The 21,010-nt window shown below is 56.9% G+C and carries 18 protein-coding genes; 3 read left to right on the forward strand and 15 right to left on the reverse strand.

Features of this window, described 5'->3' with window-relative positions:
* Positions 1-5: 5 nt before the first annotated feature.
* The 13 genes from INF68_RS00735 to INF68_RS00795 all read right to left on the reverse strand — a co-directional run bounded on the left by INF68_RS00735 (position 6) and on the right by INF68_RS00795 (position 13,915).
* Positions 6-359 (reverse strand): T6SS amidase immunity protein Tai4 family protein, encoded by a 354-nt coding sequence (locus INF68_RS00735; RefSeq protein ID WP_109845063.1) that lies wholly within the window; start codon positions 357-359, stop codon positions 6-8.
* 1 nt (position 360) lies between these two features.
* Positions 361-783, reverse strand: coding sequence for a putative T6SS immunity periplasmic lipoprotein (locus INF68_RS00740; protein ID WP_109845064.1), 423 nt, complete (start codon positions 781-783; stop codon positions 361-363).
* A 67-nt stretch (positions 784-850) separates the two neighbouring features.
* Positions 851-1,333 carry a type VI secretion system tube protein Hcp gene (locus INF68_RS00745; protein WP_008502640.1) on the reverse strand — a complete coding sequence of 161 codons (483 nt, stop codon included), beginning with the start codon at positions 1,331-1,333 and terminating at the stop codon, positions 851-853.
* A 681-nt stretch (positions 1,334-2,014) separates the two neighbouring features.
* Positions 2,015-2,680, reverse strand: a complete 666-nt coding sequence (locus INF68_RS00750; protein ID WP_025913122.1) for a hypothetical protein — start codon at positions 2,678-2,680, stop codon at positions 2,015-2,017.
* A 98-nt stretch (positions 2,681-2,778) separates the two neighbouring features.
* The gene (gene tssC, locus INF68_RS00755) at positions 2,779-4,278 is read right to left on the reverse strand and encodes a type VI secretion system contractile sheath large subunit (RefSeq protein WP_014884232.1); all 1,500 of its coding nucleotides are present in this window, start codon (positions 4,276-4,278) and stop codon (positions 2,779-2,781) included.
* Between the two features lie 3 nt (positions 4,279-4,281).
* Complete coding sequence (gene tssB, locus INF68_RS00760; RefSeq protein WP_008502644.1) at positions 4,282-4,806, reverse strand: type VI secretion system contractile sheath small subunit; 525 nt, start codon at positions 4,804-4,806, stop codon at positions 4,282-4,284.
* A 75-nt stretch (positions 4,807-4,881) separates the two neighbouring features.
* A complete protein-coding gene (gene tssA, locus INF68_RS00765) occupies positions 4,882-5,898 on the reverse strand; it encodes a type VI secretion system protein TssA (protein WP_047741740.1) in 1,017 nt (338 codons plus the stop codon).
* Between the two features lie 11 nt (positions 5,899-5,909).
* A complete protein-coding gene (tagF, locus tag INF68_RS00770) occupies positions 5,910-6,626 on the reverse strand; it encodes a type VI secretion system-associated protein TagF (protein WP_126786374.1) in 717 nt (238 codons plus the stop codon).
* A gap of 16 nt (positions 6,627-6,642) precedes the next feature.
* Positions 6,643-10,263, reverse strand: a complete 3,621-nt coding sequence (gene tssM / locus INF68_RS00775; protein ID WP_126786375.1) for a type VI secretion system membrane subunit TssM — start codon at positions 10,261-10,263, stop codon at positions 6,643-6,645.
* Between the two features lie 2 nt (positions 10,264-10,265).
* Positions 10,266-11,504: a DotU family type VI secretion system protein gene (locus INF68_RS00780; protein ID WP_033145801.1), complete on the reverse strand. Its 1,239-nt coding sequence runs from the start codon at positions 11,502-11,504 to the stop codon at positions 10,266-10,268.
* Between the two features lie 17 nt (positions 11,505-11,521).
* Positions 11,522-12,865, reverse strand: coding sequence for a type VI secretion system baseplate subunit TssK (gene tssK, locus INF68_RS00785; RefSeq protein ID WP_193525202.1), 1,344 nt, complete (start codon positions 12,863-12,865; stop codon positions 11,522-11,524).
* Between the two features lie 28 nt (positions 12,866-12,893).
* The gene (tssJ, locus tag INF68_RS00790; RefSeq protein ID WP_126786376.1) at positions 12,894-13,397 is read right to left on the reverse strand and encodes a type VI secretion system lipoprotein TssJ; all 504 of its coding nucleotides are present in this window, start codon (positions 13,395-13,397) and stop codon (positions 12,894-12,896) included.
* 23 nt (positions 13,398-13,420) lie between these two features.
* Positions 13,421-13,915, reverse strand: coding sequence for a hypothetical protein (locus tag INF68_RS00795; protein ID WP_033145802.1), 495 nt, complete (start codon positions 13,913-13,915; stop codon positions 13,421-13,423).
* A gap of 1,001 nt (positions 13,916-14,916) precedes the next feature.
* Between INF68_RS00795 and INF68_RS00800 the strand changes: the two genes are divergently transcribed.
* Positions 14,917-17,205, forward strand: coding sequence for an FdhF/YdeP family oxidoreductase (locus INF68_RS00800; protein WP_126786377.1), 2,289 nt, complete (start codon positions 14,917-14,919; stop codon positions 17,203-17,205).
* 22 nt (positions 17,206-17,227) lie between these two features.
* Entirely contained in the window at positions 17,228-18,124 is an 897-nt protein-coding gene (locus INF68_RS00805; protein ID WP_126786461.1) for a LysR family transcriptional regulator, read from the forward strand.
* Here INF68_RS00805 and INF68_RS00810 read toward each other — a convergent pair.
* Both INF68_RS00810 and INF68_RS00815 read right to left on the reverse strand, forming a co-directional pair.
* Positions 18,103-18,861 (reverse strand): phosphate/phosphite/phosphonate ABC transporter substrate-binding protein, encoded by a 759-nt coding sequence (locus INF68_RS00810; RefSeq protein WP_126786378.1) that lies wholly within the window; start codon positions 18,859-18,861, stop codon positions 18,103-18,105. The genes INF68_RS00805 and INF68_RS00810 overlap by 22 nt on opposite strands.
* Positions 18,854-19,825 (reverse strand): fatty acid desaturase, encoded by a 972-nt coding sequence (locus INF68_RS00815; protein ID WP_126786379.1) that lies wholly within the window; start codon positions 19,823-19,825, stop codon positions 18,854-18,856. The genes INF68_RS00810 and INF68_RS00815 overlap by 8 nt, the downstream gene beginning before the upstream one ends.
* 149 nt (positions 19,826-19,974) lie before the next feature.
* Here INF68_RS00815 and INF68_RS00820 point away from each other — a divergent pair, with 149 nt between their 5' ends.
* A complete protein-coding gene (locus INF68_RS00820) occupies positions 19,975-20,955 on the forward strand; it encodes a GlxA family transcriptional regulator (protein WP_126786380.1) in 981 nt (326 codons plus the stop codon).
* The last annotated feature ends 55 nt before the right edge of the window (positions 20,956-21,010 follow it).

Raw genomic sequence — 21,010 nt, forward strand, 5'->3', positions numbered from 1 at the left:
TGGTTCTATTTTGCGGTTTTGAGCGGACGAATCGCGTCGCTGTTGGCGATTAAGCTGCACTTTAAAACCTGATATTGACCCGGTTCGGTACCACCTACTTTCTCTTTCAGTAAAGAAACAATCACCTTGTCAGCTTTTTCAAAATTCTCAGCAGGGAGATTGCTTGCTTCCAGCCATGCGGCCGCACTGGCCTCTGCATCATCTTTGAGACTTTTACTGTCCGCAATCTTACTGATGCATCGATTTTGCACCCAGTTTTCTAAGATTTGTTGCTGAGAAAAAGCACTCACATCAGGAAGTGTTTGGGAACAAGCAACGGAGGCATTTAAAACCAATACAAGCAGCAATAAACGTTTCATTTCAGGCTCCAGAAAGTTGCGTTGGTAGGAATAATTTAAACTGGCCTGAGGGACCTTCTTCTAAAATGAAACGAGCCGCATAACGAATAGAACCGTTTTTCCCTGACACTTTCAGAGCAATATCATATTCTCCCGCTTGCCACGTAATCCCCGTCCACTGATGACATTGTTGGGTCGTTAACGTCACCTCAGGGCTAAACGTTGACGGCGGCGATATCGCCTTCCATTCATTTCCCGCGCGTTTCATTATGGTGGGTGAATGACTGGTGACAGGCGCGTCTACCCCAGAGTTAGCAGGAATAGCAAAGCAGGGCTCGTTGTTCTTTAGCGTAACCGAAAGTGACTGATATTGTGCAGGATGAGACACACAGGCGTTCGCCATTAACGTGACTGCAAACACACTGAATAACTTTTTTATAACCATGCCCGCCGATCCCAAGGGTTCTTGACGCTGATAAAGACCGGGGAAAATTCCCCGGCCACATGCGCAATTACGCTTCTTTGTTCTCTTTGATGTTCCAGCCAGCGCTACTTTCAGCACCTTTACCACCAGAAGTGGTCTGCTCCCAGTACTGCTGTTTCACTTTCGCAGCCTGGAATGCGTAGGTCACACCCACGGTGTCGCCGTTGTCTGCACCGGTGTACTGAACGGAAGTCACCAGCACATCTTCCAGCGTAATGCGGGAATATTCCACCTGCTGGCCGCCCGCTTTACACACGGACAGCTCAACCTTAGTCAGGTGTTTACCGCTGGCGCAGTGTTTCAGGATTGCTGTAGTGGATTTGTCGATCAAGGCATTAACGTGCAGATCGTTAAAGTTAACTTTACCGGCACCGCCGCCACCGCCAACGCTCATATTACCAGGCTGGGAAGCGCCCCAGGAGAAGGAGGTAATATCAGTCCAGCCGGTGTGGTTAGAATCTTTAGATTCGCCCGTAACACCCTCGACCTTCAGAAACATATCAATAGCCATAATATCTACTCTTCGTGGATGAAAATTATTGCTTTCGAAAAAGCACTTATATGGCAAACAGGAAAGCATGGGGCTGAATAAAACCGTCCATATTTTACCTCTGCCTCTAGCCTGACGAATTCGTACTTCGTACAGACTCTTCAGAGTGCCTGCAATTGCAACCACCCTAAATTTTGTTAGTTACACTTCATGGTAACTAAGCGCTAGACAATCATTCACTGTATCATCTAGAATATTTTCAATCGTCTATCATTCATCAAAGGCAACATAACATGAAGAAAATATTGTTATTAATACTTACCATTGTATTTTTAATTATCGCAATTTTCACAACTGTAGATCTTTTTCAGTCCACCTGGTATGTATTTTCATTAGAAAAAGTCACTACAACTTCTGCAGGTTTACTTTTTGGAAAATTACTTTTCCTGCTGGTCATACTTTTAGCATTTTACTTCTCGCTAAGATTTTTGCGCAAATCAAAGCCTTGACTTTAATTTTTCCGCAAAATAGTAAATAGCGATAGATGCAACTAAGAGAATGATTAATAGAGCGGCATTTATCGTTATTTCCAAAATGGTTACCGACCAATCAAAAACAAAAATATAATAGCCAAGAGTTGAGAAAAAAAGCATAAATGAAACAATAAGCATGAGATAGACTATAACGTACTTTGATGCTCTTTCAAACACGAGTAGCTCCTGCTAAAAACTGACTAAAAATCTCTTTATCTATGGCACCATGACTCTGTTGGAAATTTATAGCTTCAATAAATGGCTTAACATTATCTTCAACGAGAAAATATAACAAATCTAAATCGCCCGCACCACGCAACTCATAGTAAACATTTTTGTTTAATTTTAATAGATCGTATGAGGCATAAACTGAGCGAGAAATTGAAGCCCCCACACTTAATACACCAGTAAGCCCTGCAGAAACAAGAAATCGCGGCACAATTTTTGAAACGAATAGCGTAATTAATTCATTTACGAAAACCATTTTAAAGGCTATACCACCTACTTGCGACCCACCGACTTTTAGGAGAAGTTCCTTAGATTGTTCTTCAGATAAACCAGACAGATATCGTTTGACCACTGTATTGATTAACCGACGCACATCTTCTGATGTAAGCCCTTTTTTTATTAAAGTTAACAATCTAATTTTATCTGTTTCATTTCGCCACCGATGGTCTGTATCCAGAAAATCTTTTGTTAACATCCATAAGTCTTCTGGAATTGACATAAAACCATCGACCGCGCTGCGAGCGAAAATTTCTGGGCCACTTTGTTTACGCGTATCAAAAATTTTCAGCATGCCATCTGCAATTTCTTTTGGTGAACTCGTTCCCAAAGTTGATTCCTCCTGAGGTTCATGAATGTCGATGGCTTTCTAGATGAATTTTGCCAATGTAGTTTACTTTGCCGGCCCTCCAGGGCCGGCACTCATCATCACGCGTCTTTCGTCTTCAGCGACGGCAGTTTAGATACCAGACGCAGGGAAACGGTCAGACCTTCCAGCTGGTAGTGAGGACGCAGGAAAAACTTCGCGGCGTAGTAGCCCGGGTTATCTTCAATCTCCTGCACCTGCACTTCCGCAGCGGCCAGCGGTTTGCGGGACTTGGTCTCCTGAGAGGAGTTCGCCGGGTCACCGTCAACGTAGTTCATGACCCAGTCGTTCAGCCAGCGCTCCATCTCTTCGCGCTCGCGGAAGGAGCCGATTTTGTCGCGCACGATGCACTTCAGGTAGTGGGCAAAGCGGCAGCAGGCGAACAGGTACGGCAGACGAGAGGCCAGACGCGCGTTGGCGGTGGCATCCGGGTCGTGGTATTCGGCCGGTTTCTGCAGCGACTGCGCGCCGATGAAGGCGGCAAAGTCGGAGTTTTTGCGGTGAACCAGCGGCATAAAGCCGTTTTTCGCCAGCTCGGCTTCACGACGATCGCTGATGGCGATCTCGGTCGGGCACTTCATGTCCACGCCGCCGTCATCGCTCGGGAAGGTGTGGCACGGCAGGTTTTCAACCGCCCCGCCGGACTCCACGCCGCGAATCGAGGTGCACCAGCCGTACTCTTTGAAGGAGCGGTTGATGTTGGCGGCCATCGCATACGCGGCGTTCGCCCAGGAGTAGCTGTTGTGGTTCGCGCCGTCGGTCTGCTCTTCGAAATCAAAGCTGTCGACCGGGTTAGTGCGAATGCCGTAGGGCAGGCGCGACAGGAAGCGCGGCATCACCAGGCCCAGATAGCGGGCATCTTCGGATTCACGCAGCGAACGCCAGGCGGCATATTCGGTGTTCTGGAAGATCTTGGTCAGGTCGCGCGGGTTAGCCAGCTCCTGCCAGGACTCCATCTGCATCACGCCCGGTGCGGTACCGGTGATAAACGGACAGTGCGCCGCAGAGCCGATGCGCGCCATTTCACCCAGCAGCTCAACGTCCTGCGGGCTGTGGTCGAAGTAGTAGTCGCCCACGATGCAGCCAAACGGCTCGCCGCCGAACTGACCGTACTCCTGCTCGTAGATTTTCTTGAAGATCGGGCTCTGGTCCCAGCCCACGCCCTTGAAGCGCTTCAGGGTGCGGCCCAGCTCCTGCTTGGAGATGCTCATAAAGCGGATCTTCAGCATCTCGTCAGTTTCAGTATTGTTCACCAGATAGCTCAGACCGCGCCAGGCGCTCTCCAGCTTCTGAAACTCTTCGTGGTGAATGATCTGGTTTACCTGCTGCGACAGCTGCTCGTCGATACCGGCGATCAGGTTCTGAATGGTGCGGTAGGTGTCGTTGGAGAAAGTGACGGTGTTTTCCAGCGCCTGCTGCGCCAGCGTTTTAACCGCGCTTTCGACGGCTGAACGGGCCTGATCGGTTTTTGGGCGGAACTCTTTGTTCAGCAGCGCGCTGAACTCATCCTGGCTGAACGCCTGACCCGCCTGCTGCTCGTGTTGTTGAGTCTGGTTGCTCATCGATTATTCCTCGCTACCTTTCGCGCTTTCGTCATTTTTCGGCAACTGGCTCAGGGATTTGAGCAGTGTCGGATCCTGCAGAATTTTAGCGATCAGCTCTTCCGCTCCGTTTTTGCCGTCCATATAGGTCAGCAGGTTGGAGAGCTGGGTACGCGCTTCCAGCAGCTTGTTCAGCGGCTCGACCTTGCGGGCCACCGCATCCGGCAGGAAGTCGTCCATGCTGTCAAAGGTCAGATCCACGTTGAGCTTGCCTTCGCCGGTCAGGGTGTTATCCACCTGGAACGCCACGCGCGGCTTAAGCGCCTTCATGCGTTCGTCAAAGTTGTCGATGTCGATTTCGAGGAATTTACGCTCGTCGACGGCCGGCAGATTTTCAACCGGTTTGCCGACCAGATCGGCCATGACGCCCATCACAAACGGCAGCTGAATCTTACGTTCTGCACCGTAGATCTCTACGTCGTACTCGATCTGCACGCGGGGGGCACGGTTACGTGCGATGAATTTCTGCCCACTGTTACTCATTGCCATGATGTTCTCCATCAAAGATGCGCGGTGAAGGTGAAACGGCAGGCTCCATGCCTGTCGTCATAATGCCTGGACGCGTTATTCGCGGCGCCCAAAGATGTTTTCAAGTTGGTTAACGCCGTCTGGCGCCAGGTCGCGAATAATGTCCATAAAGTTAAGTTCTGACAGCCGCTGCACCCGTTCAATCATCAGCGGTGCGGGGTGGCTCGGTTCGTACTGCGCAAAATACTGCTTCGCTTTTTCCAGCATCAGCTGCGCGTCGGCGCGGCTGGTGACCTGCACGCTGCGCCAGTCGGTCACCGGCTGAACGGGCTGCGCTGCCGTCGACTGCTGCTCGGCCTGGGGTTCTGCCTGCGCCTCGCGGTTCGGCAGCAGCTTGCTGATGTCGGTTACCTGACACGCGCTGGCGACCAGTCCGACGGTTTTCAGCAGCTGCTCCATCTCGGGCACGCCGCTTTCACCGAGATGCCCGGTGAGCAGCTCGCGAATCGCCAGCAGACGTTCATTAATGACGATAACCGCGGCGGTTCCCGGCTGGTCGCCGCGGGCCAGCTCGTCAATCAGCCGTGGACGGCCGCCGGGATAGTCCGGACATTCCGTTTTGCTGCCGTCCAGCAGGGCCTGGGCATCCCGGAGCGAAATTTCATCGCCGTTTGAACGCAGAAGCGAGGCGTTTCGCACGGCGACGGTGAGGTCGGATTTATCGCTCAACCCCGCCAGGGCGTTAATGCGATAGAACGGATCGGTTTCGCCATACTCTTCCAGCAGCGGATAGAGCGTCTCCCAGTAACGGGCGATCGCCTCCTGCACCAGCAACAATCCGTCCGCGTAGCCCGCAAGCCCGCGGCGGCGCGTCCAGGCATGGGTTAACGCCAGCAGTACTCGAAGATCTTTGGTGCGGGTCAGCAGGCTGGTGGCGTATTTTTCCACCGTGTTCCAGTCAGCGGGCTCTGCCGGGATAATGGTGTCGCCAAACTGCTGTTCCGCTTTGCCCTGACTGGCCTGATTCATGATCTGGAAGTCGGCGTCGTACTCCAGGTTTTCGCCGCAGGGTTTTTCGGGGCTTATTGGCGCGAGAAATTCTTCAATATTCATGAGATCCCTGCTTATTCAAACATGGGCGGATAAAGACCGTGACGCCCCGGACGGGCGCCCCCTGCCGGGTCGAACAGCAGGGTGAAAAGCTGCCCGGTAAAGTTACCGCTGTGCACGTGGGTGTACAGCGGGTAGCCGTCGCAGCGGTTGGTCCACCAGTAGCTGGTCTGGCGCAGCGGATCGAAACACTCGGCCGCCTGAGGCCAGCCCAGCGTGCTCTGGCCGTCCTCGTCATAGCCAATCACATCAAGGATGTCGGAACGCTTTTGCGGCTCGACGGGCTGCGGCGGCGGGATGGTCATCAGCATCTCATCCAGCTGCGAGGCTGAAAAACTGTTGCGCACCGCGTGCAGCCCCAGGCGCCCAATCTGCTGGTACCAGCTTTCGGCCTGGCTGAGCAGGCTGGTCGACCACTCTGACGGGGCGAAGCTCAGCTGAAGGCAAACCGGATACTGGCGGCCAACGCTGTCGCGGCCGGGCAGCAGGCAGCCCATCTGGATCATCTGGCTTCCCAGCATCGGCGGTACCACAAAATTCCAGACTGGCGCTTTGTGAAACTGGCGCTCGCCGCTGCGCTGCTCTTCCTGCTGCCAGGCCAGCAGACCGACCTGGAACCAGTGTGACCACTGGCGCTGTAAAGTGTCAGGAAAGCGACGCTGCAAAAAATCTCCGGCGCTGGGTAACTTGCCATACCAGCTGTAGCGGTTCATCGCAGGGGTATTCGTCATACGGCTGTCCTTGCGGTTATGGGCATGAGAAACGGGGAAGCTGGAACGGGTTACGAATGCTGTTTGGCGCAAACTCCAGCGTGACCTGATGTCCGTCGACGTTGAAGGTGGCCTGACGGCTCAGGCTACCCGCGCCCGGGCTGGTGCTCGCTTTATCAAAGAAGCGGTTGAGCGCCCAGGCGCCGTTGGTGACCAGCGTCGCCGTGCTGCCGTTCGCCAGCCCCAGCTGCATGCGTACCTGGTTGGTGCCGCCCGGCCCCGGCCAGTTCATGATCTGCACGGCCTGCGGGCCGTGGCTGTAGCGCAGCAGCTGGCCGTCGACGTCCAGCGTCAGGTTCAGAATGGAGTTATCCATTCGCACGGTGCGAACCGTCACCTTGAAGGACGGCGTCGTGGCGCCATTAGCAAAGAAAGCGTCGCGAATCGACTGGGCCTGCTGGAACGGTCTCAGCAGCCCTTCGCTTCCCGGCAGCGTTTTACCATCGATGCCCGGCATAAAGCGCCAGTTTGCCTGCGTGGTATCCACTTTATTGGTCAGATTGTCGCGGAAGAAAGCGTCCATCAGCCCGGTTCCCGGCGCAAACATGCGCGCGAGATCGTCGGGGGTGACCTCGGTGCTGGCGCTGCGCACCAGCGGGTAACGGCCGGCAATCGCCTGACGGCAGAAACCGCCCACCTCAACGTTAATCCGCTTCCGCACGTTTTCGAGGTCGCGGCGCTGGGTATCGCTGCTGGCGCCCACCGCCATATTGCTGAACATGGTTTGCAGCCCTCCCGGCAGGCGACCGGCGCTGGCCTGCAGGCGGCTGATCGCCTCTCCGCCCGGTGCCGGCATGCCGCTGTTGGCCGCGTCCTGAACCGCAGTCAGGTAGCGATAGAGCTCATCCACCTGCTTGAGAAAATCATCAAACACGATGGTCTTCCCGCCCTTCTCCAGCGGCTGCGCCAGCTCAATCATCGGTGCGTAGTGGTCGGTGACCAGCTGTTCCGGTGCCTGGGTGACCACGGCGGCCTGGGTTGGCGCAGCGTCATTGTTGCTGAACAGCGCTTCCAGCGTGCGGGTGGCGCGGTTGCTCTGCGCCTGCGCTTTATCCGCATCTTCCGGCGCTGGCGCATTGCGTGACAGCGTCAGGACCTGGCTCAGGTTCTGCACCAGACGGCGCAGCGGCGAGTTTGCGCCGGAGAGCAGGCGCGCGGTGTTGATGCGCTGGGAAAGATCGGCGCTGTTATTGAGCTGAATGTCGGCGAGGAAGCGATCCCAGTTAGCGATAAAGTCGCGCATGTAGAGCTGGCGCACGGCGTTATCGATCTGCTGTTTATCCTCCTGCGCCGTCGCGGCCCCCAGCACCCAGGCGTCGTCCTCGTGCAGGGCGGAGGTTACGCTGTCAATCTGGCCGTTAAAGCTTTTCCAGTAACCGTCCGGCGTATACAGACCCGGCACGCCTTCGCTCACCGGCTTGCCGCTTTTGCGTGAAAACACCAGCTCGCTCTGCGGTCCGCCCAGGTCGGAAAGGGAGACCGGCTTGAGGTTGTCATCATGTTCCAGCAGGCGTTTGAGACGACCGTAAACGCGCGTGGAGAGCGGCTGCTGATTGATCATCGCTCTTTCGCGGGCCACCAGAGATTCATCCTGCGCGTACGGTGAGGCCTGAATTTTCGGTTCCAGCAGCTGCGTCAGGTGCCATTCAAGCTGCTGCAGCTGCGCCTTCGTGACGTTCTGCGGAAGATTTCGCTGCAGGTTGAGCATCACCCACGAATGCAGGAATTTACCGTCGTAGTGCTTTGGCTGATACAGCATCTGATAGGCTTTCAGCGCTTCATAGCTGTATTCCACGTCGCTGCCGTTGTCGTTGCGCAGCCAGGTGGTGATGTGCATGGCAACGGCAGGCAACAGCATCTGATCCAGCGCTTTCTGGTACAGCGACTGCGAGGCATCGCTGACGTCATCCCCGCGATAGAGTCCCATACGGCGGGATACGGGCGGATCGTTGACATCAAACGCGTCGCTTTTCGGCAGGTCAACCAGACCGTTCAGCAGCGGCAGCAGATCGAACAGGTCACGCTGGGTCTGGTTCTGCAGCGCCTTGCTCTGCTGATCCAGCAGCGGCACCTTCGCATCCACCTCTTCCAGATAGGCCTTGTTTTTGGCATAGCTGGTCAGCCACAGACCGCCGAGGATCACCAGCAGGGCCAGCAGCGCCGCGTAGCCGGACCAGGTCACCGCCCGGTTGCGCAGCTCCCACCAGCGGTTTTCGCCCGCGATCCCGGCTTCCTGGAAGATGACGTTTTGCAGGAGGTTCTTAATGAAGAAACTCTGACCTTTTGCCCCCGGGATCGGCGCTTCTTTGCTGACCGAATCCCAGTTATCCGCCTCTCCCCCTTCCGGTAGCGACAGCGCGCGGTTCAGTTCGCCCATCACGCGGTCGAACGGCATACCTTCCTGCGTCCCGCTGGCGAAGTAGATCCCGCGCGGAGAGAACTCGGTTTCGAAGTTGGAGCGGGCGAAGACCGTGCTCAGGTAGTCCGCCAGCAGCGGACGCAGCGCGGCGAACTCCTGCGGGAAGAGATACGCTTCGGCGCGGGTTTTCGCGTCATGCTCTTTCAGCATGGTTTCCGGCAGCCCGGCATCGAGGCGCTGCTGCAGCAGGGAAAACTCCTGCTGGAAGTTGCCCATCAGGTCGTAATCGGCGTGTTTGGTTTGCTCCCACGGCAGGGTAAAGCCCCAGATCTGGTCGCGCTGCGCTTTGTCGTAGTCGGCAAACCAGGCGCGGAAGCCTTTAAGCAGGTCGGCCTTGGTCACCATCACGTAGACAGGGAAGCGAATACCCAGCTGTTCATGCAGCTCGGACAGACGCTGGCGCAGGTTTACCGCCTGCTGGCGGGACGCCTCGGCGGACTGGGTGAGCAGGTCAGAAATGCTGATGGTGATGATGACGCCGTTAATCGGCTGGCGGCGGCGATACTTACGCAACAGGTTGATGAACTCCAGCCATTCGCCGGCGTCCTGTACCTGCTCGCTCTCCTGGGTGGTATAGCGGCCCGCCGTGTCCAGCAGCACCGCCTCATTGGTAAACCACCAGTCGCAGTTACGCGTGCCGCCAATGCCCCGCAGCGCGGTTTTACCGAAGCGATCCGCCAGCGGGAACTGCAGCCCGGAGTTAACCAGCGCCGTGGTTTTACCGGAGCCCGGCGCGCCGATAATGACGTACCACGGCAGCTGATAGAGATATTGCGTGCTGAAGCGCTGCGTCCACTGGGCGCCCTGGCCCGCCTTGCTGAAGTGCGCTTTTTTCAGCATCTGCGCGGCTTCATCAAAGCGGCTGGCGAGGATCTGCTCCTCGCTGTTCAGCCGCTTCTGCGGATCCGCCGCTTCCGGGCTGGCGGTGTTCTCTTTGAGCTTGTCCATCAGCTTGCGGTTCAGCCAGGCATTGTACAGGCGCGGCAGAATGTGGCCCTGCGCCCAGAGCAGATAGACCACGGCAATGCTGATAATGCGGTTCTGTTCAGACTCAAGCGGTCGGGTGTCCACGATGGACAACAGGGGACCAATCATCCAGATCACCGCCGCAAGCGCCGTTACGCCGAGGAAGCTCCACAGAATGCGGTTGGTCAAGATGGAAAGAAGTGTAGTCAGCATCCTTAGTTTCCTTGCGGCAATCCGTTCAGCTCGGCCTGAGTGTTTTCAGGCGACACCAGCAGAGTAATTTCCACACGGCGGTTACGGGCGCGGTTTTCAGGCGTCGTGTTCGGCGCCACCGGGTTAATCTCGCCCCGCCCTTCCGCTTTCACGCGGCCAGGCTGAGAGAGGCTTCCCTGCAGCATTTTCTGTACCGAGCGGGCGCGTTCCAGAGAGAGTTCATAGTTCGAGGCAAAGCGCGCGCTGCGGATCGGCACGTTGTCGCTGTAGCCCACCACCAGAATTTTGCCGCTGACGTTATTCATCGCCTGCGCAATGCGGTTGATGACCGGTTCATAGCGGTCACGCACGACGGTAGAGGCAGAGGCAAACAGCCCGTCGCCCTTCAGGATAACGACGCTGCGGTCCGCTTCGTCTTTCACCGCGACCAGGCCAGCCTCGATTTCAGGCTTCAGGAAGCCGCGCAGGTTCAGCACCGCTGGAAGCTGACGGGCCGGCTGCTGAATAGTGGTTTCCGGCAGCTGGGACTGATAAATCTTCGCCAGCACCGGGTTGGTGTTATCGCCAAGCCGCCAGTTAAGCACGATATAAAACAGACAGGCGATAAACCCGGCCAGCGCCACGCAGGCCCACAGGGGAACCATCGGCCGCCAGAGCTTGCGCAGCACCGGACGATCTTCCGGATGGGGAGAAAGCGGCGGCGGATAGCTGCCGCGCACGCCGCGGATCATCTGCCACAGCCGCTGCTTGATGGTTTCAAGCTGTGTGCGGCCATTATCCAGTACCCGATAGCGTCCTTCGAAGCCCAGCAGCAGGCAGTAGTTGATCATCTCCAGCAGCAGAATATGCTCGCGCGGGTTCTGCGACAGGCGCGCCAGCAGCTGGAAGAACTTCTCACCGCCCCAGGTTTCGTTATGGAAGGTCACCAGCAGACCGTTGCTTGACCAGACGCCGCTGCTGCCCCAGGGGGTGAGCGCGGCGGCCTCATCGAGCGCCGTACACAGGCAGTAACGCGCCCCGACGATCACTTCGTAGGGCAGCCCCGCCTGCTGGCAGCGGACTTCGAAACGGCGAATCTCATCGATCAGGCGCTGGCGTAACGCCACCTGATCGTCATGGGAGACCGAATGACGGATCTGCGGAATCGCGTTGAGCAGCGGATTGGCGGCCGCCACCAGCTGATTGTTGCTACTGGCTCCGGTAAACGCGGCATCACTGCCGGTGTCCTGTCGTTCCTGCATATTAAGCGCTCGCTTTATTATTCTGTCGGGCTACGGATGGCCCAAAACTCCATATCCAGCCCCGGGAACTCCCCTGCAAGATGCAGGGCGAATGCGCCGGACTTATCCATCTCGTGCCACAGCTCGCTGCCCTTCTCCAGTTCAAAGTAGCTGTAGCCGGCATGCCACGGGATCTGCGGCGGCGCGACCGGCATGGCGCGCAGCATAATGCCCGGCAGCTGAAGCTGAACCAGATCGCGGATTTTCGAGACCGGCGCGACCTTCATCTGCGCCGGGAAATGGGTTTGCAGGTGTTCGCCTGGCACATTGGCTTTTACCGCCAGCACGAACCCGAACTCGCGCACCATGCTGGTTTCAGGCACCGTGGCGATGTTCAGGCCGTGAGAGCGTTCGTTAAGCGGCAGCTGGATCGCGTGGTCTTCCATCACCAGCGACAGTCCCTGACGCAGCATCAGCATCAGCTTGCTGAAGCAGTTTGCCAGATCGTCATGATCGTAAATCGGCAGCACGCTTTCGGCGGTACGCTGCGACGTCCAGGTGGCTAGCTCGGTCGCAAACGGCAGCCAGCTGCGCCAGAGCGTTTCCGGATGCAGCAGCGGGAGGGTTTTTAAATGAGATACTTCGCCCAGATGACGGTTAACCAGCGACAGCAGCGTGAACTCAATCAGTTCGGAGGTGTTAAAGCGGCCAGGCTGGCGCAGACGACCGCCAATTTGCTGGCTGCGCTGGACCAGCAGACCGTGCAGATCGTTGATCATGCTGTAGATCTGCGGGCTGTTGTTGGCGTTGAGCATCGGCGGGATGTAGCTGTTGTCGAGCCGCACGTGGTTGTCGTTACGTTTCTCCGTCACAAACGCCACGCCGATGGCGGTCCATTCCGCCGTGAGGTCTTTTTCCAGCATCAGGGTCAGACGCAGGCGGCCAAACTGGACGGTGGCATCCCCCACCGACATGGCGTTGTCGTCTTCCACCTCTTGCTCGAAAGCGATGAAGCGCGCCAGCGAGGCCGGCTCTTCGCTAAAAACCACCTCTTCTCTCTCGCCGCGACGAACAGGCAGCGCGAGCACCACCTTTTCGTTGGTGAGGTTGTCAGGAATTTTCAGCGGTACAGGACCGTTGCGCCCGTTACGCACCTGGAAAAAGGTGCCGTCCGGCAGCAGGCCACTGCAGTAGCTCAGGGCAATGCATCCCTGACGAAGCATCGCTTCATCCAGTTCCACGTCAAGAAAGCCCCAGAGATATGACCGCTGTAGCGCGCCCCATTCACGAACATGGTTGAGCAGATAGCTTTCAGTCCGCTGAAAATGGTGTGGACGCAGGAACATGCCTTCGGTCCAGACGACCTTTTCTGCTTTCGTCATGATGATGTGTTTCCTGTGTTGAAGCGCGTTACTGGCTGATGACCCGAATGCCGTTCACGTCGAGAAAAACGTTGGCCTGAAGTTCATCCGCGGACCATTTCCAGAACTGGTAGATATGATTTTCGCCAGGCACAGGCAAAGGGAGTGAAACGCGCCATTTTTTGCCATCCAGCATCTGATACTCCGCCATCACGCCGATGTAGCGGGCCTCCGGAGAGCTTTGCCCGGTGAGGGTTTTGGACAGCTGTCCCGGCATCAGGAAGAACACGTCGCTGTTCAGCAGATTCGCGCCAAGCGTGGCTGACGCGTTGTTCTGCAGGGAGTAGAAGTCGCTGGACATGAAATCCGCATCGGATTTCAGCAGCAGCACCCGGACCTTAAGCGGCGCAGATTCATTGATTTGTGGATGAGCCTGAAACTGCAGATTGTAGCGGGAGGGGTCGCTGTGTGAAGACGACGTACAACCACTGACCAGGGCGAAAATCACCGCGTAAAAGAATAACCACAGCTTATGAAAATTTTTATTATTCATAAAAATGCGCTCATGAAAGCCGTTTAGTTCAGGATCCAGGTACCGTTAGCACTGTCTTTGCAGGCTTTGCTGTTGCCGTCGACGTCGACACAGGTCGCTTTTTTACGCGCCTTCGGACGAATGGCCTGTTTACGCACGGCGGCGTCGTACAGGTCGGCCTTGATCACGGCGCGCATCGGGACGTAACCAATCAGCTGATCGTTACCTTCATCGGCAAGCGCCATCCAGTAGTGTTCAACCTGACCCAGCACCACGTACGTTTTTCCGGTGTCGAGAGTACGGATAACTTTGCCGCCGAAGTCAGGACGGCTCATCAGGGAGGCCGGATACATGGCGCGATACGGTTCGTTGACCGGGTTGAACTCCGCCGGTGGCGTCACAGCGTGACGGTGGGTTAAGGTCACGCCGTTGACCTGGCTAGTCTCGATCGTATCGTCGTTGATCACAGGTTTCTGCGGCGCTTTACAGCCCGCCACCGCCATTACAAACAGAAGTGAAAACAGTACGCGCATTTTCATATGCTTTTCCGTAGCGATATTTCGATGATGAAGATAAGGGGGTGAAGTTTGACTTAGGTGCTATTGTTAAAATAGCCAGGATATTTTCGGGGCGTTACTATTTTAAGGGCATAGCTACCGCACGAGCCCTTCAGAATAAGGCCCAGTGTCTTCCTGACATATTTTGACAAACGGTAAACAAGTTTACATGAGCTTCGTCTCAATTCAATATTTACCGCTACGTAACTGTTGGTAAATGAAGCAGTCGGAAAATTATAGGATTAATCCTATGAAAAAAACCCGATACGACCTACACGCTGTTATTTTTCCACCGCACTACCAATCATGTTGTTGTATTACAAAGAAAAATAACAAAAGAGAACCACTTTCATTAACGCAATACTGCTATTATCGCCACTACCATAATTAGTAGAATTCGCGTATTGGTGAGGTCAGCAGAATATATGAACATGAATTATTTGTTGCACTAACAGGGTATCTTTAATATTAATCGTAATTTACGCTTAGAATAGTTCCGTATCCTCCATTCCGCGTGGCGTTAATTTCACGACTCAAAATAACTTTATATTTCGCGTTGCGACAATTACCCGGTCAGGCCTGAATTTTAATCGTCAATCATTAAGCCTGAGTTAACCATCCTGACATTATCGCAGCAGAAAATGCTCGCAATAGCCCGCCAGCTGCGAACATAGTTTATTGCTGCCGCCCACAGGCTTCATTCGAAACTTTATTGCTGCTACATCCTCTCCTGCTCGTCCCATCTATCTTGCCTACCGTTTGATAGATAAGATTTATTATTAAAATGATAAAATTTCGTTATAATTTCTTTAAATGTTTAAGCATCAGATCCAATAAATCACTGTAATAAAACGAATTTAAGATAAAGCATTTTTCCACGCCGCATGCGCGTAGCCATCCGGTCGTCATTGCTTTCGCTTATTGTCTTGTACAGCGCTTTTACGGGTTCAGACGTTGTGTGACCGAACAAATCAGGAGTGGGTATGAATAAGAAAAGACGCTCGGTGCCGGGTATCAGACACTATGACGGTCCTGCCGGAGGCTGGGGGGCGTTAAAAGCGACGGCTATCGCGGTGCGTACCCAAATGGATACCTTTGATGCTTCCGCCACGCTGCTGCGCACCAACCAGCCTGACGGTTTTGACTGCCCGGGCTGCGCGTGGCCGGATAAAGAACACAAGTCGACGTTCCAGTTCTGTGAGAACGGCGCCAAAGCCGTGACCTGGGAAGCCACCAGCAAACGCGTTACCCCCGCGTTTCTGGCCGAAAACAGCGTCTCCTCGCTGCTGGCAAAATCGGACTTCGAACTGGAAGGCTACGGTCGACTGACGTATCCCCTGCGCTATGATCGGGCAAGCGATACCTTCCGGCCCGTCGACTGGGAAGAGGCGTTTCAACGCATCGGCGAAGTATTGCGCGGGCTCGAACCGGACCAGGTCGAGTTCTATACCTCCGGACGCGCCTCTAACGAAGCGGCGTATCTTTTCCAGCTCTTCGCCCGCGAATACGGCACCAATAACTTCCCCGACTGCTCGAATATGTGCCACGAGGCCACCAGCGTCGGTCTGCCGCGTTCGATTGGCATCGGGAAAGGCACAGTCTCGCTGGACGACTTTGATAAGACCGAGCTGGTGATCTCCATCGGCCACAACCCCGGCACCAACCATCCGCGAATGATGGGGACGCTCCACGAGCTGGCCCGTCGCAACGTGCCGATTATCGTCTTTAACCCGCTGCGCGAACGCGCCCTCGAACGCTTCGCCGACCCGCAAAGCGTGATTGAAATGGCGACCTACGGCTCAACGGATATCGCCTCGACCTATTTCCAGGTGAAGGCCGGGGGCGATGCCGCCGCGCTGAAAGGCATTGCCAAACATCTGCTGGAAATGGAGGCCGAACGCGGTGACGTGCTCGACCATGCGTTTATTGCCGAACACACCCAGGGCATTGAGGACTTCACCGCCGATATCGCGCAAACCCGCTGGGACGAGATCGAGCGCGAGTCGGGCCTGAACCAGGCGGCGCTCCAAAAGGTGGCCGATGCCTATGCGAAATCAAATGCCACCATCATTACCTACGGAATGGGCATTACCCAGCACAATAAAGGTACGGCAAACGTCCGCCTGATCGCCGATCTGCTGCTGCTGCGCGGGAATATCGGCAAGCCCGGCGCGGGTATCTGCCCCCTGCGCGGCCACTCTAACGTTCAGGGAAACCGCACCGTCGGGATTAGCGAGAAGCCAACCCCGGCCTTCCTGAACCGTCTGAAGGACGTTTTCGGCTTTGAGCCGCCGTCTCACCACGGACACGATGCGGTGCAGGCCACGCAGGCGATGATCGACGGCCGCGCGAAGGCGCTCATCTGCCTAGGGGGTAATTTTGCCGTCGCGATGCCCGATCACGAGCGGGGTTTTCCGGCGATGGGTAACCTGGATTTGAGCGTGCACGTCGGGACCAAGCTCAACCGCACTCATCTTCTGGTGGGCAAAGAGACCTTTATCTTTCCGTGCCTCGGCCGCACCGAGCTGGATCTCCAGGCCACCGGCCGTCAGTCCATTACCGTCGAAGATTCCATGTCGATGGTGCACGCCTCGTCCGGCAAGCTGAAGCCCGCCTCGCCGTTGCTTCGGTCAGAACCGGCTATCGTCGCCGGCATGGCGAAAGCCACGCTGCCGGAAACCCGCGTGGACTGGCTAACGCTGGTTGAGGATTACGACCGCATCCGCGATCTGATCGAGCAGACCATTCCGGGCTTTGAGAACTACAACGCGCGGATCCGCGTTCCCGGCGGCTTTCGCATGCCGCTGCCGCCGACGCAGCGCATCTGGCCAACGGCGACGGGGAAAGCGATGTTCTCGGTGTTCGACGGCGTTCACGAGAACGCCAGCGGCGAAGGTGAGCACGTTCTGCGCCTGATCACGCTGCGCAGCCACGACCAGTACAACACCACCATTTACGCGCTGGACGACCGCTACCGCGGCGTGTTTGGCCGCCGCGACGTGCTGTTTATGAACGAAGATGATATGGCGCAGTCAGGCCTGGAACACGGCGACCGCGTGGATATCGAAACCGCCCTCCCCGGCAGCGTCCAGCGTCTGAAGGACATTACCGTGGTGGCGTACAGCATCGCGCCGGGCACCGTCGGCGCCTATTATCCGGAGGCCAACGTGCTGGTGCCGCTTGATTATCTGGATAAGGACAGCGGTACGCCGTCGTATAAATCCGTTCCGGTTCGCATCACCCTGCGCTCGAAAGAGATCCGCATGCTGTAAGGCTGCTCGCGCAGAGATAATGATGGATATTAAACAGTTAAAATATTTAATCGCGCTAGACGAGACCCGCCACTTTGGTAAAGCGGCCTCGCAGTGCAACGTCACCCAGCCGACCCTCTCCATGCGCATCCGCAGCCTGGAAGAGGAGCTGGGGCTGGTGCTGATTGTGCGCGGGCAGCGCTTTGAAGGGTTTACGCCGGAGGGGGAACGCATCCTCGCGTGGGCCCGCGCCCTGCTTGCCGCGCACGACGGGTTACAGACGGAAGCCGCGCTGTGCAAAGGCCAGGTGGTGGGTGAATTACGTCTCGGGATGGTGCCGCTGGCGAGCGTGGATCCGATGATCTTTATTCGCCTGCTGACGCAAAAATACCCGGAGCTGACCTACAGCCTCTATTCCATGTCCTCCGCGCAGATTGCCGACGGCGTCAGCCGCAATCAGCTTGAGCTGGGAATTTGCTACCTCAACAGCATCGACACCAGCCTGTTTGACGTTATCCAGCTGCCAAAAACCAAGATGGGCCTGCTGCACGACGTCCGCCATTTTCAGCTCGGCCAGGCAACGCTGACCTGGTACGATCTGACGGATTTTCCGCTGGGCTTCCTGACCAAAGGGATGCATTACCGGGCGCATATGGAGGCCAGCTTTAAATCTGCAGGCATCGAACCGACGTCCGTTTTCGAGAGCGACTCGACGTTCCAGATCATTCAGGCGGTTCAGAGCGGCGTGTGCTGCGCCGTCATGCCGCTGAACAACGGGCTGGAGGCACTGAACAGCAACTTCAGGATTGTCCCCATCGCCGACGCGAACATTGAGGCTCCCGTCGGCCTGATTATGCGCGGGCAGAAGCCCGTCTCCTCGCTGGCGCTGCGCTGCTTTACCGACGCGCAGGAGATTTATCACGCGGACAATGAGGCGTAGGCCTCGCGCGTCACCACGCTAAAACCGTCGATCAGCACCGCGTCGCGCATCTCCCGGTATTCCGGCGCATCCACCAGCTCGCGGAGCGCATCGCGAATGGCGTCAAGCGTTTCAGGCGAGGTGTTATGCGAGGTGATCAGCGGCAGTCCGGGCGTCAGCGGGGTGCGGTCAATGACCGCCAGCCCCGCAAGCCGTTCCGGCTCATGGCGCTGCAGCAGAGCCCAGGTCACACAGTCGATGGCTGCAATATCCCCCGCCCCGCGCTTCACATCTATCAGCGACTGGCGATGGCTACCGCTAAAGGACGTTTGCGCGAAAAAGGGACCACCGCTCGCCAGGGGAGCCACTTTTTTTCGCAGCGCATTGTAGCCGGACTGGGAATCCGGGGAGTTACAGACCGCACGACGTCCGCGAAAATCCGCCAGCGTGAGGTGCCGATCCTCCTCGCGCACCGCCAGAAAGCTGCGGTACTGGATCCCTTCGCAGCCCGGTGCCGCGTAGTGAAAACAGCCGACCACCTGCACGTCCGGGAGCAGCGTGACCAGCGGATAACCGCAGGTCTGGCTGAGGATAAGCGCAGGCTGTTGCCAGTGGGTCAGCAGATCGGACTCCGGCCAGCTGGGGTCACGATCGACGGTCACACCACGCGCGGCCAGCAGCCCCTTTACCGCCAGCCAGAGCGCGCGGGTGTCGGCGCGATCCACGGCATACATGGGAAATGCCAGCAGGTTACTCATACCCTTCCCCCTGTTGTTTTGCGGGATGAACGGTGACGTCAACGGGCCTGACCCAGAACTGACGCAGCCATTCACCATAGCCCCTGACGAGAAAACCGTGGTTTCGCCGCTGGTACGCCTCCCGGTTTTGCTCGTAGATGGCCTTCAGCCCGTACCAGGGAACGCCCGGCAGATCGTGATGTACTGAATGGTAGTTGAGATTCAAAAACAGCACCCGCCAGAACAGCCCCGCCTCATTAATAACGGAGCGCGCCAGCGGATCGTCCGCCGCGCGATGTTCGAAAAACGATCGGACCTTGGTCAGCGCCAGCGCCGGATAGCTGACCGCCAGCACAAACCAGACGGGTGAAAAACCGGTACGCGTCATCCAGGCGAAGAGCGCCACCAGCAGCAAAACGTGAACCAGCCACATCGCCATCGCCCGCAGGTGAAGGTGGCGAAATGCCGTCACGGCGCTGCCCAGCGTCTGCAGGATATCCAGCAGCGGGGCCAGCACCAGCCGCCCGGCGAAGGTATTTCGGGCGCGGATCGTACGCTTCTGCCAGGGGGAAAAGCGCGCCCAGCTCTCGTCGGTAAAATAGTATGACTCCGGGTCATCCACCGGATGGGTCAGGCTATGGTGCCGATGATGGGCGAGATGGGAGTCCCGATACAGGCCATACGGATACCAGACCGCCAGCGGGAGCGTGCCAAACAGCTGGTTGAGCCAGGCAAAACGCGTGGGGTGTCCGTGGATCAGCTCATGCTGCAGCGACATGTACCAGGCGGTAAACCAGATGAGCAGCAGCGTGGCGGGCAGCAGGCCGAGCGTTTGCCAAAACGCCAGCGTGGCAAACCAGCCTGCATAAATCGTGAACATTACCAGCCAGGTAGGCAGTTCGCTTCGCCATAAAAAACCCGATGCGAGATGGCGGATTTGTTCGCGTTGTTGCGGATGTAAATAGAGGGAGCTTCGTTGACTCATTCCTTCAGACGCCGTTTCGCCAGAGACAGAGCCCTGAAGATCGGGGATTACGCCTGAAATAACAAAGAACTTAAATCGCTTTGCTTTGCCAGAAACGTGGGGGTCATGCGTTTCTTGACTTATTCTGTAATAAAGGTACTTTTCAGGACATGAAGAAGATCCTGATTATTGTTCCCGACGGCGGCATGCTGTTTGAAGCCGCCGGTATCGCCGATATTCTGATGCAGGCCAACCGGCTGCATCCGGAAGGGCTTGCGCAGCCCCGCTACCGGATTATCATCGCCACCACGCAGCCTCACCAGGTGATTCACGGCCAGTCCGGCCTGAATCTGCTGGCGGACTATCGTCTGCCGGAGCTGGATCCGCGCGAACCGCTGGACACCATTATCATCACCGGACGCGGCATGAACGAGCAGGAGAGCACGGCGGTGGTGGACTGGCTGCACCTCGCTGCGCCGCACGCCCGGCGGGTAGCCTCTATCTGCGGCGGCGCGATGCTGCTGGCCCAGACCGGCCTGCTGGACGGTCGCCGCGCCACCACCCACTGGCGGCTGCTGGAGACGATGCAAGCCCAGTACCCGTCAATCCAGGTCGAAGGCGGCCCGCTGTATATTCAGGATGGCCCCATCTGGACCTCCGGCGGCGTGAGTTCCGGGTTCGATCTGACCCTGGCGCTGGTGGAAGACGACTACGGATTTACCCTCGCCCGCGACGTGGCGCAGGATATGGTGATGTATCTGCGCCGTCCCGGCGGCCAGCTGCAGTTCAGCCGTTACAGCCTGCAGCAGCCCGGCGCATCCGGTCCGATAAGCGAACTGCAAACCTGGATCCTGCAAAACCTGACCGCCGACCTGTGCGTGGAAAATCTGGCCGAGAAAGCGGCAATGAGCCCGCGTAATTTCACCCGCGTGTTTACCCGCGACGCGGGAGTTTCTCCGGCCCGCTACGTGACCGAAGCGCGTCTGGCCGCGGCCCGCCAGCTGCTTGAGCAGACCTATGACTCCCTTGAGCGCGTTGCCGAGCAAAGCGGGTTTGGCACCAGCATTAACCTGCGCCGCATCTTTGAGAAACAGCTTCACCTCACGCCCGGCGAGTACCGCCAGCGCTTTCACTGCCGCAAAATGGCGTAATATGATCCTTTTTTGTCGTTTACGCCAACCGGCCCGACGCCTACAGTGACTCCAG

The organism is Enterobacter cloacae complex sp. P16RS2, assembly GCF_014982155.1.
Classification (GTDB): Bacteria; Pseudomonadota; Gammaproteobacteria; order Enterobacterales; family Enterobacteriaceae; genus Enterobacter; species Enterobacter cloacae_M.

Excerpts from the sequence above, each read along its gene's own strand:
- INF68_RS00735 (WP_109845063.1), bottom strand. The coding sequence starts at position 359 with ATGAAACGTTTATTGCTGCTTGTATTGGTTTTAAATGCCTCCGTTGCT.
- INF68_RS00745 (WP_008502640.1), bottom strand. The coding sequence starts at position 1,333 with ATGGCTATTGATATGTTTCTGAAGGTCGAGGGTGTTACGGGCGAATCT.
- INF68_RS00740 (WP_109845064.1), bottom strand. The coding sequence starts at position 783 with ATGGTTATAAAAAAGTTATTCAGTGTGTTTGCAGTCACGTTAATGGCG.
- tssA (WP_047741740.1), bottom strand. The coding sequence starts at position 5,898 with ATGAATATTGAAGAATTTCTCGCGCCAATAAGCCCCGAAAAACCCTGC.
- INF68_RS00815 (WP_126786379.1), bottom strand. The coding sequence starts at position 19,825 with ATGAGTCAACGAAGCTCCCTCTATTTACATCCGCAACAACGCGAACAA.
- INF68_RS00780 (WP_033145801.1), bottom strand. The coding sequence starts at position 11,504 with ATGCAGGAACGACAGGACACCGGCAGTGATGCCGCGTTTACCGGAGCC.
- INF68_RS00805 (WP_126786461.1), top strand. The coding sequence starts at position 17,228 with ATGGATATTAAACAGTTAAAATATTTAATCGCGCTAGACGAGACCCGC.
- tagF (WP_126786374.1), bottom strand. The coding sequence starts at position 6,626 with ATGACGAATACCCCTGCGATGAACCGCTACAGCTGGTATGGCAAGTTA.
- INF68_RS00795 (WP_033145802.1), bottom strand. The coding sequence starts at position 13,915 with ATGAAAATGCGCGTACTGTTTTCACTTCTGTTTGTAATGGCGGTGGCG.
- INF68_RS00810 (WP_126786378.1), bottom strand. The coding sequence starts at position 18,861 with ATGAGTAACCTGCTGGCATTTCCCATGTATGCCGTGGATCGCGCCGAC.
- tssK (WP_193525202.1), bottom strand. The coding sequence starts at position 12,865 with ATGACGAAAGCAGAAAAGGTCGTCTGGACCGAAGGCATGTTCCTGCGT.
- tssC (WP_014884232.1), bottom strand. The coding sequence starts at position 4,278 with ATGAGCAACCAGACTCAACAACACGAGCAGCAGGCGGGTCAGGCGTTC.
- tssM (WP_126786375.1), bottom strand. The coding sequence starts at position 10,263 with ATGCTGACTACACTTCTTTCCATCTTGACCAACCGCATTCTGTGGAGC.
- INF68_RS00800 (WP_126786377.1), top strand. The coding sequence starts at position 14,917 with ATGAATAAGAAAAGACGCTCGGTGCCGGGTATCAGACACTATGACGGT.
- INF68_RS00820 (WP_126786380.1), top strand. The coding sequence starts at position 19,975 with ATGAAGAAGATCCTGATTATTGTTCCCGACGGCGGCATGCTGTTTGAA.
- tssJ (WP_126786376.1), bottom strand. The coding sequence starts at position 13,397 with ATGAATAATAAAAATTTTCATAAGCTGTGGTTATTCTTTTACGCGGTG.
- tssB (WP_008502644.1), bottom strand. The coding sequence starts at position 4,806 with ATGGCAATGAGTAACAGTGGGCAGAAATTCATCGCACGTAACCGTGCC.